The organism is Escherichia sp. UTM R2 (genome assembly GCF_048593455.1).
Taxonomy (GTDB): domain Bacteria; phylum Pseudomonadota; class Gammaproteobacteria; order Enterobacterales; family Enterobacteriaceae; genus Escherichia; species Escherichia coli.
This window is the reverse complement of sequence record NZ_JBFWDY010000002.1, coordinates 3,217,664-3,233,521: the sequence shown is the minus strand read 5'-3', so window position 1 is coordinate 3,233,521 and position 15,858 is coordinate 3,217,664. Positions and strand designations below refer to the sequence as shown.

Here is a 15,858-nt window from a genome sequence, read left to right as displayed (position 1 = left end):
ATGGCATTCAGTAATCCCTTCGATGATCCGCAGGGAGCGTTTTACATATTGCGCAATGCGCAGGGGCAATTCAGTCTGTGGCCGCAACAATGCGTCTTACCGGCAGGCTGGGACATTGTGTGTCAGCCGCAGTCACAGGCGTCCTGCCAGCAGTGGCTGGAAGCCCACTGGCGTACTCTGACACCGACGAATTTTACCCAGTTGCAGGAGGCACAATGAGCCAGCATTTACCTTTGGTCGCCGCACAGCCCGGCATCTGGATGGCAGAAAAACTGTCAGAATTACCCTCCGCCTGGAGCGTGGCGCATTACGTTGAGTTAACCGGAGAGGTTGATTCGCCATTACTGGCCCGCGCGGTGGTTGCCGGACTAGCGCAAGCAGATACGCTGCGGATGCGTTTTACGGAAGATAACGGCGAAGTCTGGCAGTGGGTCGATGATGCGCTGACGTTCGAACTGCCAGAAATTATCGACCTACGAACCAACATTGATCCGCACGGTACTGCGCAGGCATTAATGCAGGCGGATTTGCAACAAGATCTGCGCGTCGATAGCGGTAAACCACTGGTCTTTCATCAGCTGATACAGGTGGCGGATAACCGCTGGTACTGGTATCAGCGTTATCACCATTTGCTGGTCGATGGCTTTAGTTTCCCGGCCATTACCCGCCAGATCGCCAATATTTACTGCACATGGCTGCGTGGCGAACCAACGCCTGCTTCGCCATTTACGCCTTTCGCTGATGTAGTGGAAGAGTACCAGCAATACCGCGAAAGCGAAGCCTGGCAGCGTGATGCGGCATTCTGGGCAGAACAGCGTCGTCAACTGCCGCCGCCCGCGTCACTTTCTCCGGCACCTTTACCGGGGCGCAGCGCCTCGGCAGATATTCTGCGCCTGAAACTGGAATTTACCGACGGGGAATTCCGCCAGCTGGCTACGCAACTTTCAGGTGTGCAGCGTACCGATTTAGCCCTTGCGCTGGCAGCCTTGTGGCTGGGGCGATTGTGCAATCGTATGGACTACGCCGCCGGATTTATCTTTATGCGTCGACTGGGCTCGGCGGCGCTGACGGCTACCGGACCCGTGCTCAACGTTTTGCCGTTGGGTATTCACATTGCGGCGCAAGAAACGCTGCCGGAACTGGCAACCCGACTGGCAGCACAACTGAAAAAAATGCGTCGTCATCAACGTTACGATGCCGAACAAATTGTCCGTGACAGCGGGCGAGCGGCAGGTGATGAACCGCTGTTTGGTCCGGTACTCAATATCAAGGTATTTGATTACCAACTGGATATTCCTGATGTTCAGGCGCAAACCCATACCCTGGCAACCGGTCCGGTTAATGACCTTGAACTGGCCCTGTTCCCGGATGTACACGGTGATTTGAGTATTGAGATCCTCGCCAATAAACAGCGTTACGATGAGCCAACGTTAATCCAGCATGCTGAACGCCTGAAAATGCTGATTGCCCAGTTCGCCGCGGATCCGGCGCTGTTGTGCGGCGATGTCGATATTATGCTGCCAGGTGAGTATGCGCAGCTGGCGCAGCTCAACGCCACTCAGGTTGAGATTCCAGAAACCACGCTTAGCGCGCTGGTGGCAGAACAAGCGGCAAAAACACCGGATGCTCCGGCGCTGGCAGATGCGCGTTACCTGTTCAGCTATCGGGAAATGCGCGAGCAGGTGGTGGCGCTGGCGAATCTGCTGCGTGAGCGCGGCGTTAAACCAGGGGACAGCGTGGCGGTGGCACTACCGCGCTCGGTCTTTTTGACCCTGGCACTCCATGCGATAGTTGAAGCTGGAGCGGCCTGGCTACCGCTGGATACCGGCTATCCGGACGATCGCCTGAAAATGATGCTGGAAGATGCGCGTCCGTCGCTGTTAATTACCACCGACGATCAACTGCCGCGCTTTAGCGATGTTCCCAATTTAACAAGCCTTTGCTATAACGCCCCGCTTACACCGCAGGGCAGTGCGCCGCTGCAACTTTCACAACCGCATCACACGGCTTATATCATCTTTACCTCTGGCTCCACCGGCAGGCCGAAAGGGGTAATGGTCGGGCAGACGGCTATCGTCAACCGCCTGCTTTGGATGCAAAATCATTATCCGCTTACAGGCGAAGATGTCGTTGCCCAAAAAACGCCGTGCAGTTTTGATGTCTCGGTGTGGGAGTTTTTCTGGCCGTTTATCGCAGGGGCAAAACTGGTGATGGCTGAACCGGAAGCGCACCGCGACCCGCTCGCTATGCAGCAATTCTTTGCCGAATATGGCGTAACGACCACGCACTTTGTGCCGTCGATGCTGGCGGCATTTGTTGCCTCGCTGACGCCGCAAACCGCTCGCCAGAGTTGCGCGACGTTGAAACAGGTTTTCTGTAGTGGTGAGGCCTTACCGGCTGATTTATGCCGCGAATGGCAACAGTTAACTGGCGCGCCGTTGCATAATCTATATGGCCCGACGGAAGCGGCGGTAGATGTCAGCTGGTATCCGGCTTTTGGCGAGGAACTGGCACAGGTGCGCGGCAGCAGTGTGCCGATTGGTTATCCGGTATGGAATACGGGTCTGCGTATTCTTGATGCGATGATGCATCCGGTGCCGCCGGGTGTGGCGGGTGATCTCTATCTCACTGGCATTCAACTGGCGCAGGGCTATCTCGGACGCCCCGATCTGACCGCCAGCCGCTTTATTGCCGATCCTTTTGCCCCAGGTGAACGGATGTACCGTACCGGAGACGTTGCCCGCTGGCTGGATAACGGCGCGGTGGAGTACCTCGGGCGCAGTGATGATCAGCTAAAAATTCGCGGGCAGCGTATCGAACTGGGCGAAATCGATCGCGTGATGCAGGCGCTGCCGGATGTCGAACAAGCCGTTACCCACGCCTGTGTGATTAACCAGGCGGCTGCCACCGGTGGTGATGCGCGTCAATTGGTGGGCTATCTGGTGTCGCAATCGGGCCTGCCGTTGGATACCAGCGCATTGCAGGCGCAGCTTCGTGAAACATTGCCACCACATATGGTACCGGTGGTTCTGCTGCAACTTCCACAGTTACCACTTAGCGCCAACGGCAAGCTGGATCGCAAAGCCTTACCGTTGCCTGAACTGAAGGCACAAGCGCCAGGGCGTGCGCCGAAAGCGGGCAGTGAAACGATTATCGCCGCGGCATTCTCGTCGTTGCTGGGGTGTGACGTGCAGGATGCCGATGCTGATTTCTTCGCGCTTGGCGGTCATTCGCTACTGGCAATGAAACTGGCAGCGCAGTTAAGTCGGCAGGTTGCCCGCCAGGTGACGCCGGGGCAAGTGATGGTCGCGTCAACTGTCGCCAAACTGGCAACGATTATTGATGCTGAAGAAGACAGCACCCGGCGTATGGGATTCGAAACCATTCTGCCGTTGCGTGAAGGTAATGGCCCGACGCTGTTTTGTTTCCATCCTGCGTCCGGTTTTGCCTGGCAGTTCAGCGTGCTCTCGCGTTATCTCGATCCACAATGGTCGATTATCGGCATTCAGTCACCGCGCCCCAATGGCCCCATGCAGACGGCGGCAAACCTGGATGAAGTCTGCGAAGCGCATCTGGCAACGTTACTTGAACAACAACCGCATGGCCCTTATTACCTGCTGGGGTATTCCCTTGGCGGTACGCTGGCGCAGGGTATTGCGGCGCGACTGCGTGCCCGTGGCGAACAGGTGGCATTTCTTGGCTTGCTGGATACCTGGCCGCCAGAAACGCAAAACTGGCAGGAAAAAGAAGCTAATGGTCTGGACCCGGAAGTGCTGGCGGAGATTAACCGCGAACGCGAGGCCTTCCTGGCAGCACTGCAGGGAAGTACTTCAACGGAGTTGTTTACCACCATTGAAGGCAACTACGCTGATGCTGTGCGCCTGCTGACGACTGCTCATAGCGTACCGTTTGACGGTAAAGCGACGCTGTTTGTTGCTGAACGCACACTTCAGGAAGGTATGAGTCCCGAACGCGCCTGGTCGCCGTGGATAGCGGAGCTGGATATCTATCGTCAGGATTGTGCGCATGTGGATATTATCTCTCCAGGGACGTTTGAAAAAATTGGGCCGATTATTCGCGCAACGCTAAACAGGTAAATTAATATTATTTATAAACCCATAATTACAGAAAATAATTATGGGTTTTTTATTTGTTTGATTTATAGGTTTGATGAATATTTCTCTTAAATAGAGTGAATGTTGCATTCAGTGGAAGGAATTTACAAACTTCAGCTTCGGATAATTATCACCAACTGGTAAAGTGAGCGCCGTGGAGATTTCCCCCTATTGGACTCATTTTCAGGTTATACCCCATGTCATCACTGAATATTAAACAGGGAAGTGACGCTCATTTTCCCGATTATCCTCTGGCGTCGCCCAGTAATAATGAAATTGATTTACTTAATCTAATCTCAGTTTTATGGCGGGCCAAAAAAACGGTCATGGCGGTCGTTTTTGCGTTTGCCTGCGCAGGCTTGCTGATCTCTTTCATCCTGCCGCAAAAATGGACCAGCGCGGCGGTTGTCACGCCTCCAGAACCTGTTCAGTGGCAAGAGTTGGAGAAATCATTCACTAAGCTTCGTGTGCTGGATCTGGATATCAAAATTGATCGTACAGAAGCATTTAACCTGTTTATCAAGAAGTTTCAGTCGGTTAGCTTGCTGGAAGAGTACCTGCGTTCATCACCTTATGTGATGGACCAATTAAAAGAGGCGAAAATCGACGAACTGGATTTGCATCGCGCAATTGTCGCATTGAGCGAAAAAATGAAAGCGGTTGATGACAATGCCAGTAAGAAAAAAGATGAACCGTCACTGTATACCTCCTGGACGCTAAGTTTTACCGCGCCAACCAGTGAAGAGGCGCAGACCGTTTTGAGCGGGTATATCGATTATATCTCTACGTTGGTGGTGAAAGAGTCGCTAGAAAACGTCCGTAATAAACTGGAGATCAAAACCCAGTTTGAAAAAGAAAAACTGGCTCAGGATCGCATTAAAACGAAAAATCAACTTGATGCAAACATTCAGCGCCTCAATTATTCACTCGACATTGCCAACGCGGCAGGAATTAAAAAGCCCGTTTACAGTAATGGTCAGGCCGTTAAAGATGACCCCGATTTTTCTATTTCTCTCGGTGCAGACGGTATTGAACGCAAACTGGAAATAGAAAAAGCGGTCACTGACGTTGCGGAACTGAACGGTGAATTACGTAATCGGCAGTATCTTGTCGAGCAATTAACAAAAGCACATGTCAACGATGTGAATTTTACGCCGTTTAAATATCAGTTAAGCCCGTCATTGCCAGTGAAAAAAGACGGTCCGGGTAAGGCGATTATTGTGATCCTTTCCGCGTTGATCGGCGGGATGGTGGCTTGTGGTGGCGTGCTGTTGCGCTATGCGATGGCATCCAGAAAACAGGATGCCATGATGGCAGACCACTTAGTTTAACTATTTGCGGTTGAAGGTGCCGTTCGTCCGAGCGGCACCACAAGCGGCGTTCCGGCAACTGGATCGTCAATGATCATGCAGCGCAGACCATAAATGCGCTCAATCAGTTCAGCAGTGACAATCTCCTTCGGCGCTCCCTGAGCAACAATTTTCCCTTCCCGCAATGCAATCAAATGGCTGGCGTAACGACAGGCCTGATTAAGATCGTGCAGCACCGCCGCCAGGGTATAGCCTTTTTCGCGGTTCAGTTCGCTTAACAACTCCAGCAAATCAATCTGATGACTGATATCCAGCCAGGTCGTGGGTTCGTCGAGCAGCATAATTGCCGTTTCCTGGGCCAGCACCATCGCGATCCACGCTCGCTGGCGTTGTCCGCCAGAAAGGGTATCCACGCTTTGATCTGCCAGATGAGTTATTCCCGTGGCCTGCATTGCTTTCGTTACCGCTTCTTCATCCTCTTTGCGCCAGCGGGTAAACAGCGGTTGATGCGGATAACGTCCACGCGCCACCAGCTCCTGCACGGTGATATCGCCCGGCGTGGTAGCATTTTGCGCCAACAGACCAATCCGGCGTGCAACCTCTTTACTGGCGTAATGTTGAATGTGCTCGCCATCCAGCCAGACATGCCCATGAGCAGGCGTCATCAGGCGGCTTAAGGTACGCAGTAACGTGGATTTACCGCAGCCATTTGGCCCGATAATTGCCGTGAAGTGACCATCAGGTATTTCTACAGTCAGATTTTCCGCAACGGTATATTTGCCATATCCCAGGGTTAACTGTTCGCCGCGCAAACGGGCTACTGATTCGGTCATTTTTTGCGAGACTCCTGAATTAACAAGACGATAAGGTAAATACCGCCGAGGCTGACGGTAACGACGCCAACCGGAAGTTGATACGGCATAAACAGTTGTTGGGCGCAGAGATCGGCCGCCAGCAGTAACAGCGCCCCGCATAGCGCCGCCTGGGTTAGCCCCCAGCGAGCGGTGCCGCTAATGCGTCGGGCAATGTGCGGTGCGACTAAAGCAATAAAGGAAATCGGCCCGGCAAGCGCTGTTGCCGCAGCGGTAAGCACCACTGCAACCAGCATCATTAACAGACGCGAACGTTCGACGCTGACGCCCAGCGCACACGCGGTATCATCGCCCATTTCCAGCAAGCGCATCCGGCGTACCAGTAAGGCGGCGGCAATGAGCATCAATATAATGATGGGTGCGGAAGGCGAGGTTTTTGCCCACGTCAGGCCGTTGAGCGATCCGGCATTCCACAAACCTGCTGTTAGCGCCGTTTCTAAAGACGCTTTCAGCAACAGCCAGGTATTAAAGGCCACCAGCATGGCGCGAACGCCGATACCGATAATAATCAACCGAAAGGTGTCGATGCCGTTGCGCCAGGCGAGCAGCCAGACCAGCAGCGAAGTGACAATGCCGCCCACCATTGCTGACAGCGCGATAGCCGTCAGGTCCTGACCAAACAGCACCATCGCCACCAGCACGCCGCTCCACGCCCCGGTGTTAAAGCCCATTACGTCAGGGCTGCCGAGCGGGTTACGCATCAGCGACTGAAAAATCGCGCCACTGACGCCCAGTGCTGCGCCAATCAACAGCGCCATCAGCACGCGTGGTAAACGCCATTCGGTGACCACCATCGTCATACTGCGCGGCGCATCGCCCATCAGCGCGGCGAATACCTGCGAGGTTTCCAGCGTGACGGCACCGCTGCGTAATCCCCAGATACCTGCAACCACACAGGCGGAAACCAGCAGCAAACAGGTGATGAGTAATCGGCGAGAGACGTAAATCATGCACCACCTCGCGTTTTACGTCGCACGAGGAAGATCAGCACCGGTGCACCAATAAACGCACTGACCACAGAAACGCGCAGTTCGCCGGGCACAATCACCCGCCCGATGATATCGGCAAACAGCAGCAGGGCAGGGGTAGCAAGTAGCGTGACGGGCAGCGACCAGCGATGATCGGCACCTACCAGCCAGCGCGCCATGTGCGGCATCATCAGGCCAATAAAGGCAATCGGGCCAACTACCGCCGTCGCACTACCACAAAGCACGGTAATCGCCAGCAGACCAATCAACTGTGTGCGCGCCACGCGACTGCCCAGCGCCGTCGCGGTGTCGCTGCCAAGGCTTAAACTGTTCAGCGCGCGACTCAGTAATAGCGCAGTTGCTCCGGCGATCAGCACCGGGATCAGCACCACTTTTAAGGTGTGCAGATTACGAATATCCAGCGAACCGGCTTGCCAGAAACGCAGTTGATCGTAGACGTCAGGATTAAGCAGGGCGATGCCGCTGGTCAGCCCTTCCAGCACCGCCGCCAGCGCCACGCCCGCCAGGGTTAAACGCACCGGACTTAACTGCCCGCCGCCCTGGCTGCCGGTAAAGGCAACAATCAACGAGGCCACCAGCGCCCCGGCGAAGGCCATCGCCAGTTGTTCCTGCGCGGATGAGTAACCAAACAGCGCCGCACCCAGCACAATGGCAAAGCTGGCTCCGGCGTTCACGCCAAGCAAGCCGGGGTCGGCAAGTGGATTTCGGGTGAGGGTTTGCATCAACGCCCCGGCAAGGCCAAGCGCGCCGCCTGCAAGTAAACCGGCAAGGGTGCGCGGCAGTCGCGCGTCGAGCACGATGGTGCAGTCGGCGCTCTGGCAGGTGCCGGAGAGGGCCTCCAGCACTACGGAAGCGGGGAGTGATTTTGCCCCAATGAGCAGGCTTAATGCCGTCGCGATAATCAGTAATAACAGCAATCCGGGCACGGCAATGGCGCGTGTCACGGCAACAGAACCAGACATACGAACTTCCATGATAATGAAATTAATTATCGTTATCGATCTTATTTGGATATGTTAGCATGTGCAGCCTAAGAATAGGTATTTAAAATATTTGATGGCAAGGCATTGTAATGAATAAACAATCCTGGCTGCTTAACCTCAGCCTGTTGAAAACGCACCCGGCGTTTCGCGCAGTATTCCTCGCTCGTTTTATCTCAATTGTGTCTCTGGGTTTGCTCGGCGTCGCGGTGCCGGTGCAGATCCAGATGATGACGCATTCTACCTGGCAGGTGGGGCTTTCGGTGACGCTGACCGGCGGCGCGATGTTTGTTGGCCTGATGGTTGGCGGTGTGCTGGCGGATCGCTATGAACGCAAAAAAGTGATTTTGCTGGCGCGCGGCACCTGTGGCATTGGCTTCATTGGACTGTGCCTGAACGCGCTGCTGCCGGAGCCGTCATTGCTGGCAATCTATTTACTTGGTTTATGGGATGGTTTTTTCGCATCACTTGGTGTTACGGCGCTACTGGCGGCAACACCTGCACTGGTAGGGCGTGAAAACTTAATGCAGGCCGGGGCGATCACCATGTTGACCGTGCGTCTGGGGTCGGTGATTTCGCCCATGATTGGCGGTTTATTGCTGGCGACCGGCGGCGTAGCCTGGAACTACGGGCTGGCGGCGGCGGGCACGTTTATTACCTTGCTACCGTTGTTAAGCCTTCCGGCGTTGCCACCGCCACCGCAGCCGCGCGAGCATCCGTTGAAATCATTACTGGCAGGATTTCGTTTTCTGCTCGCCAGCCCGCTGGTAGGAGGGATTGCGTTGCTGGGTGGTTTATTGACGATGGCGAGCGCGGTGCGGGTACTGTATCCGGCGCTGGCTGACAACTGGCAGATGTCGGCGGCACAGATTGGTTTTCTCTATGCGGCGATCCCGCTCGGTGCGGCTATTGGCGCGTTAACCAGTGGGAAGCTGGCACATAGTGCGCGACCAGGGTTATTGATGCTGCTCTCCACGCTGGGATCGTTCCTCGCCATTGGTCTGTTTGGCCTGATGCCGGTGTGGATTTTAGGCGTGGTTTGTCTGGCGCTGTTCGGCTGGTTGAGTGCGATCAGCTCGTTGCTGCAATACACAATGCTGCAAACGCAAACCCCGGAAGCGATGTTAGGGCGGATTAACGGTTTGTGGACGGCGCAAAACGTGACGGGCGATGCCATAGGTGCGGCGCTGTTAGGCGGTCTGGGAGCGATGATGACACCGGTTGCTTCTGCAAGCGCGAGCGGTTTTGGTTTGTTGATTATCGGCGTGTTGTTGTTGCTGGTGCTGGTGGAGTTGCGACGTTTTCGCCAGACGCCGCCGCAGGTGACAGCGTCCGACAGTTAATGCTTAAAACAGCGCCTTAAGTCGTTCCAGCACTTGCGTGGCGCTGTAGTAATCCAGACGGAACGTCTCGGTTCCCAGCGCATAAACCTGCTTGTTTTGTACTGCGGGCAGGTGCGCGAGCAGTGGATTGGCATAAATCGCATCGGCGTCTTTCTGATCACCGGCGAACAGGAATAGCGATTCACCGTTTAACCCCGCAGCCAGATTTTCCCCACCAAGCTGAATGATGTCATGGCGTTTGCCCTGGCTTTGGCTGGCGTTTAACCCTGCGGGCAACTTCGCCAGCGTAAAGCCGAGTTGTTCCAGCATCTGCCCTTGTGCTGATTCCGGCGTCCAGAGATTGGCACTGTGTGCAGCGGCGGTATAGACAATGGCAGTGACCGGCTGCGGCGGTAATTTGATTTGCTCTTTCGCCGCTGCCAGTTGCTTATCAAACTGTGCAATCCGCTCTGCCGCTTGTTTCTCATGCCCGGTAATTTCGCCAAGCTGCGTTAACAGCGACTGCCAGCTTTTGTCGTCGTAATTGATGATTAATGTCGGGGCGATAGTGGAAAGCTGATCATACAGTGCCAGCGCCGAATCCCCGCCGGTTGCGCTAATTAAAATCAGATCCGGCATTTGTGCGGCAACGGCTTCGGCGCTCGGTTCGCCGATATAGAGCCGTTGCAGTTTGCGTTCTTTCGCCACCTTGCTCCACTGGCGTAAAAAGCCCTGGTCATCCGCGACGCGGTTATTCGGCGTGGTCGCGCCGCTGGCGATCACCGGAGCATCAATCGCCAGCAGTGAGCCGGTCAGGGTGACGCTGGTGGAAACAATACGCTGCGGCTGGCTTTCCAGTGTATGTGTGCCACGGCTGTCAGTAATCTGACGCGGCCAGTCAGCGGCCTGAACTGCGGCTATTCCTGAAAGCAAAAGTCCTGTTAATAGAAGGGCGTTGCGGTAGAGCGGGGCGAGTCTCACAAATCAGCTTCCTGTTATTAATAAGGTTAAGGGCGTAATGACAAATTCGACAAAGCGCACAATCCGTCCCCTCGCCCCTTTGGGGAGAGGGTTAGGGTGAGGGGAACAGCCAGCACTGGTGCGAACATTAACCCTCACCCCAGCCCTCACCCTGGAAGGGAGAGGGGGCAGAACGGCGCAGGACATCACATTGCGCTTATGCGAATCCATCAATAATGCTTCTCATTTTCATTGTAACCACAACCAGATGCAACCCCGAGTTGCAGATTGCGTTACCTCAAGAGTTGACATAGTGCGCGTTTGCTTTTAGGTTAGCGACCGAAAATATAAATGATAATCATTATTAAAGCCTTTATCATTTTGTGGAGGATGATATGGATACGTCACTGGCTGAGGAAGTACAGCAGACCATGGCAACACTTGCGCCCAATCGCTTTTTCTTTATGTCGCCGTACCGCAGTTTTACGACGTCAGGATGTTTCGCCCGCTTCGATGAACCGGCTGTGAACGGGGATTCGCCCGACAGTCCCTTCCAGCAAAAACTCGCCGCGCTGTTTGCCGATGCCAAAGCGCAGAGCATCAAAAATCCGGTGATAGTCGGGGCGATTCCCTTCGATCCACGTCAGCCTTCGTCGCTGTATATTCCCGAATCCTGGCAGTCGTTCTCCCGCCAGGAAAAACAGACCTCAGCCCGCCGTTTTACCCGCAGCCAGTCGCTGAACGTGGTGGAACGCCAGGCAATTCCTGAACAAACCACGTTTGAACAGATGGTTGCTCGCGCTGCCGAACTTACCGCCACGCCGCAGGTCGACAAAGTGGTGTTGTCACGGTTGATTGATATCACCACTGACGCCGCCATTGATAGTGGCGTATTGCTGGAACGGTTGATTGCGCAAAACCCGGTTAGTTACAACTTCCATGTCCCGCTGGCTGATGGTGGCGTCCTGCTGGGGGCCAGCCCGGAACTGCTGCTACGTAAAGACGGCGAGCGTTTTAGCTCCATTCCGTTAGCCGGTTCCGCGCGTCGTCAGCCGGATGAAGTGCTCGATCGCGAAGCGGGTAATCGTCTGCTGGCGTCAGAAAAAGATCGCCATGAACATGAACTGGTGACTCAGGCGATGAAAGAGGTACTGCGCGAACGCAGTAGTGAGTTACACGTTCCCTCCTCTCCACAATTGATTACCACGCCGACGCTGTGGCATCTCGCAACTCCCTTTGAAGGTAAAGCGAATTCGCAAGAAAACGCACTGACTCTGGCCTGTCTGCTGCATCCAACCCCCGCGCTGAGCGGTTTCCCGCATCAGGCCGCGACCCAGGTTATTGCTGAACTGGAGCCATTCGACCGCGAACTGTTTGGCGGCATTGTGGGTTGGTGTGACAGCGAAGGTAACGGCGAATGGGTGGTGACCATCCGCTGCGCGAAGCTGCGGGAAAATCAGGTGCGTCTGTTTGCCGGAGCGGGGATTGTGCCTGCGTCGTCACCGTTGGGTGAGTGGCGCGAAACAGGCGTCAAACTTTCTACCATGTTGAACGTTTTTGGATTGCATTAAGGAGCGAGGATGAGCATTCCATTCACCCGCTGGCCGGAAGAGTTTGCCCGTCGCTATCGGGAAAAAGGCTACTGGCAGGATTTGCCGCTGACCGACATTCTGACTCGCCACGCTGCGAGTGACAGCATCGCGGTTATCGACGGCGAGCGACAGTTGAGTTACCGGGAGCTGAATCAGGCGGCGGATAACCTCGCGTGTAGTTTACGCCGTCAGGGCATTAAACCTGGTGAAACCGCGCTGGTACAACTGGGTAACGTCGCTGAATTGTATATTACCTTTTTCGCGCTGCTGAAACTGGGCGTTGCGCCGGTGCTGGCGCTGTTCAGCCATCAGCGTAGTGAACTGAACGCCTATGCCAGCCAGATTGAACCCGCATTGCTGATTGCCGATCGCCAACATGCGCTGTTTAGCGGGGATGATTTCCTCAATACTTTCGTCACAGAACATTCCTCCATTCGCGTGGTGCAACTGCACAACGACAGCGGTGAGCATAACTTGCAGGATGCGATTAACCATCCGGCTGAGGATTTTACTGCCACGCCATCACCTGCTGATGAAGTGGCCTATTTCCAGCTTTCCGGCGGCACCACCGGCACACCGAAACTGATCCCGCGCACTCATAACGACTACTACTACAGCGTGCGTCGTAGCGTCGAGATTTGTCAGTTCACACAACAGACACGCTACCTGTGCGCGATCCCGGCGGCTCATAACTACGCCATGAGTTCGCCGGGATCGCTGGGCGTCTTTCTTGCCGGAGGAACGGTTGTTCTGGCGGCCGATCCCAGCGCCACGCTTTGCTTCCCATTGATTGAAAAACATCAGGTGAACGTCACCGCGCTGGTGCCACCGGCAGTCAGCCTGTGGTTGCAGGCGCTGACCGAAGGTGAAAGCCGGGCGCAGCTTGCCTCGCTGAAACTGTTACAGGTCGGCGGCGCACGTCTTTCAGCCACCCTTGCGGCGCGTATTCCCGCTGAGATTGGCTGCCTGTTGCAGCAGGTGTTTGGCATGGCGGAAGGGCTGGTGAACTACACCCGACTTGATGATAGCGCGGAGAAAATTATCCATACCCAGGGTTACCCAATGTGTCCGGACGATGAAGTATGGGTTGCTGATGCTGAAGGAAATCCACTGCCGCAAGGGGAAGTTGGACGCCTGATGACGCGCGGGCCGTACACCTTCCGCGGTTATTACAAAAGTCCGCAGCACAATGCCAGTGCCTTTGATGCCAACGGTTTTTACTGTTCCGGCGATCTGATCTCTATTGATCCAGAGGGTTACATCACCGTGCAGGGGCGCGAGAAAGATCAGATCAACCGTGGCGGCGAGAAGATCGCTGCCGAAGAGATCGAAAACCTGCTGCTGCGCCATCCGGCGGTGATCTATGCCGCACTGGTGAGCATGGAAGATGAGCTGATGGGCGAAAAAAGCTGTGCTTATCTGGTGGTAAAAGAGCCGCTGCGCGCGGTGCAGGTGCGTCGTTTCCTGCGTGAACAGGGTATTGCCGAATTTAAATTACCGGATCGCGTGGAGTGTGTGGATTCACTTCCGCTGACGGCGGTCGGGAAAGTCGATAAAAAACAATTACGTCAGTGGCTGGCGTCACGCGCATCAGCCTGAAGGAGAGAACACGATGGCTATTCCAAAATTACAGGCTTACGCACTGCCGAAGTCTCACGATATTCCGCAGAATAAAGTCGACTGGGCCTTTGAACCGCAACGTGCCGCGTTGTTAATCCATGATATGCAGGACTATTTTGTCAGCTTCTGGGGCGAGAACTGCCCGATGATGGAGCAAGTGATCGCGAATATTGCGGCACTACGCGACTACTGCAAACAGCACAATATCCCGGTTTATTACACCGCCCAGCCGAAAGAGCAGAGCGATGAAGATCGGGCGCTGTTGAATGATATGTGGGGGCCAGGCCTGACCCGTTCGCCGGAACAGCAAAAGGTGGTGGATCGCCTGACGCCAGATGCCGACGACACGGTGCTGGTGAAGTGGCGCTACAGCGCGTTTCATCGTTCTCCGCTGGAGCAAATGCTCAAAGAGAGTGGACGTAACCAGCTGATTATTACCGGGGTATATGCCCACATTGGTTGTATGACCACCGCAACCGACGCATTTATGCGCGATATTAAACCGTTTATGGTGGCAGATGCGCTGGCCGATTTCAGCCGTGACGAGCATTTGATGTCGCTGAAATATGTGGCCGGACGTTCTGGCCGGGTGGTGATGACCGAAGAATTGCTGCCAGCACCTATCCCCGCCAGCAAAGCGGCGCTGCGTGAGGTGATCCTGCCGTTGCTGGACGAGTCCGATGAACCGTTCGATGACGACAACCTGATCGACTACGGTCTGGATTCGGTGCGCATGATGGCGCTGGCGGCGCGCTGGCGCAAAGTGCATGGCGATATCGACTTTGTCATGCTGGCGAAAAACCCGACCATCGACGCATGGTGGAAGCTACTCTCCCGCGAGGTGAAATAATGGATTTCAGCGGTAAAAATGTCTGGGTAACCGGCGCAGGTAAAGGTATCGGCTACGCCACGGCGCTGGCGTTTGTTGAGGCGGGAGCGAAAGTTACAGGTTTTGATCAAGCGTTCACTCAGGAGCAATATCCCTTTGCGACCGAAGTAATGGATGTTGCCGACGCCGGGCAGGTGGCGCAGGTATGTCAGCGACTGTTAGCTGAAACGGAGCGACTGGACGTGCTGATCAATGCGGCGGGAATTTTGCGCATGGGCGCGACCGATCAGCTCAGTAAAGAGGACTGGCAGCAGACTTTTGCGGTTAACGTCGGCGGTGCGTTTAACCTGTTCCAGCAAACCATGAACCAGTTTCGCCGTCAGCGGGGCGGGGCGATTGTCACTGTGGCGTCCGACGCCGCACACACGCCGCGTATTGGTATGAGTGCTTATGGCGCATCGAAAGCGGCGCTGAAAAGCCTGGCGTTGAGCGTCGGGCTGGAACTGGCGGGTAGCGGCGTGCGCTGTAATGTGGTTTCGCCTGGCTCCACCGACACCGATATGCAACGCACGCTGTGGGTGAGCGATGACGCCGAAGAACAGCGTATTCGCGGCTTTGGCGAGCAGTTTAAACTCGGCATTCCGCTGGGGAAAATCGCCCGTCCACAAGAGATCGCCAACACGATTTTGTTCCTCGCCTCTGACCTCGCCAGCCATATCACCCTACAGGATATTGTGGTCGATGGCGGCTCAACGCTGGGGGCATAAGCATGATCTGGAAACGCCATTTAACGCTCGACGAACTGAACGCCACCAGCGATAACACAATGGTGGCGCATCTGGGAATTGTGTATACCCGTCTGGGAGATGATGTGCTGGAAGCCGAAATGCCGGTTGATACCCGTACTCATCAGCCGTTTGGCCTGCTGCATGGCGGCGCGTCGGCGGCGCTGGCTGAAACGCTGGGATCGATGGCCGGATTTATGATGACCCGTGACGGGCAGTGTGTGGTGGGTACGGAACTTAACGCCACCCATCATCGCCCGGTGTCTGAAGGCAAGGTACGCGGCGTCTGCCAGCCGCTGCATCTTGGGCGGCAAAATCAGAGCTGGGAAATCGTCGTTTTCGATGAACAGGGGCGGCGTTGCTGCACTTGTCGGCTGGGTACGGCAGTTTTGGGATGAGCCCGACAGAATTAAATGAGATTGCAGGAAAACTCGGTTAACGGAGTGATCGAGTTAACATTGTTAAGTTAAATATTGGTTTCAAC

At 55.2% G+C, this 15,858-nt stretch carries 13 protein-coding genes; 9 read left to right on the top strand and 4 right to left on the bottom strand.

Going from position 1 to position 15,858, the window contains the following annotated elements; genetic code table 11:
* The 3 genes from ybdZ to wzz(fepE) all read left to right on the top strand — a co-directional run bounded on the left by ybdZ (window position 1) and on the right by wzz(fepE) (window position 5,446).
* Window positions 1-219, top strand: a complete 219-nt coding sequence (ybdZ, locus tag AB4H76_RS16520) for an enterobactin biosynthesis protein YbdZ (RefSeq protein ID WP_000885798.1) — start codon at window positions 1-3, stop codon at window positions 217-219.
* Window positions 216-4,097, top strand: coding sequence for an enterobactin non-ribosomal peptide synthetase EntF (gene entF, locus AB4H76_RS16515; RefSeq protein WP_085452622.1), 3,882 nt, complete (start codon window positions 216-218; stop codon window positions 4,095-4,097). Before ybdZ ends, entF begins: the two co-directional genes overlap by 4 nt.
* A gap of 215 nt (window positions 4,098-4,312) precedes the next feature.
* Window positions 4,313-5,446 carry an LPS O-antigen length regulator Wzz(fepE) gene (wzz(fepE), locus tag AB4H76_RS16510; protein ID WP_000096692.1) on the top strand — a complete coding sequence of 378 codons (1,134 nt, stop codon included), beginning with the start codon at window positions 4,313-4,315 and terminating at the stop codon, window positions 5,444-5,446.
* Here wzz(fepE) and fepC read toward each other — a convergent pair.
* Genes fepC through fepD form a run of 3 tightly spaced genes read right to left on the bottom strand, consistent with a single transcriptional unit; the run spans window position 5,443 to window position 8,248 of the window.
* Window positions 5,443-6,258, bottom strand: a complete 816-nt coding sequence (fepC, locus tag AB4H76_RS16505) for an iron-enterobactin ABC transporter ATP-binding protein (protein WP_000140647.1) — start codon at window positions 6,256-6,258, stop codon at window positions 5,443-5,445. The two genes, wzz(fepE) and fepC, sit on opposite strands and share 4 nt — an antisense overlap.
* Entirely contained in the window at window positions 6,255-7,247 is a 993-nt protein-coding gene (gene fepG / locus AB4H76_RS16500; protein ID WP_000640988.1) for an iron-enterobactin ABC transporter permease, read from the bottom strand. The genes fepC and fepG overlap by 4 nt, the downstream gene beginning before the upstream one ends.
* Window positions 7,244-8,248, bottom strand: coding sequence for a Fe(3+)-siderophore ABC transporter permease (gene fepD, locus AB4H76_RS16495; RefSeq protein WP_001295314.1), 1,005 nt, complete (start codon window positions 8,246-8,248; stop codon window positions 7,244-7,246). Before fepD ends, fepG begins: the two co-directional genes overlap by 4 nt.
* A 110-nt stretch (window positions 8,249-8,358) precedes the next feature.
* On the opposite strand from fepD, the gene entS reads away from it, so the two are divergent.
* Window positions 8,359-9,609, top strand: a complete 1,251-nt coding sequence (gene entS, locus AB4H76_RS16490) for an enterobactin transporter EntS (protein ID WP_085452623.1) — start codon at window positions 8,359-8,361, stop codon at window positions 9,607-9,609.
* Window positions 9,610-9,612: 3 nt separating this feature from the next.
* On the opposite strand, the gene fepB is transcribed toward entS, so the two are convergent.
* Window positions 9,613-10,569 (bottom strand): Fe2+-enterobactin ABC transporter substrate-binding protein, encoded by a 957-nt coding sequence (gene fepB, locus AB4H76_RS16485; protein WP_001234314.1) that lies wholly within the window; start codon window positions 10,567-10,569, stop codon window positions 9,613-9,615.
* 374 nt (window positions 10,570-10,943) lie between these two features.
* On the opposite strand from fepB, the gene entC reads away from it, so the two are divergent.
* Genes entC through entH form a run of 5 tightly spaced genes read left to right on the top strand, consistent with a single transcriptional unit; the run spans window position 10,944 to window position 15,772 of the window.
* Window positions 10,944-12,119 (top strand): isochorismate synthase EntC, encoded by a 1,176-nt coding sequence (gene entC / locus AB4H76_RS16480; RefSeq protein ID WP_001301140.1) that lies wholly within the window; start codon window positions 10,944-10,946, stop codon window positions 12,117-12,119.
* A gap of 9 nt (window positions 12,120-12,128) precedes the next feature.
* The gene (entE, locus tag AB4H76_RS16475; RefSeq protein ID WP_000026804.1) at window positions 12,129-13,739 is read left to right on the top strand and encodes a (2,3-dihydroxybenzoyl)adenylate synthase EntE; all 1,611 of its coding nucleotides are present in this window, start codon (window positions 12,129-12,131) and stop codon (window positions 13,737-13,739) included.
* A gap of 13 nt (window positions 13,740-13,752) precedes the next feature.
* Complete coding sequence (gene entB / locus AB4H76_RS16470) at window positions 13,753-14,610, top strand: enterobactin biosynthesis bifunctional isochorismatase/aryl carrier protein EntB (protein WP_001007155.1); 858 nt, start codon at window positions 13,753-13,755, stop codon at window positions 14,608-14,610.
* Window positions 14,610-15,356 carry a 2,3-dihydro-2,3-dihydroxybenzoate dehydrogenase EntA gene (gene entA / locus AB4H76_RS16465; RefSeq protein WP_000347664.1) on the top strand — a complete coding sequence of 249 codons (747 nt, stop codon included), beginning with the start codon at window positions 14,610-14,612 and terminating at the stop codon, window positions 15,354-15,356. The genes entB and entA overlap by 1 nt, the downstream gene beginning before the upstream one ends.
* A 2-nt stretch (window positions 15,357-15,358) precedes the next feature.
* Window positions 15,359-15,772 (top strand): proofreading thioesterase EntH, encoded by a 414-nt coding sequence (gene entH / locus AB4H76_RS16460; RefSeq protein WP_000637953.1) that lies wholly within the window; start codon window positions 15,359-15,361, stop codon window positions 15,770-15,772.
* The last annotated feature ends 86 nt before the right edge of the window (window positions 15,773-15,858 follow it).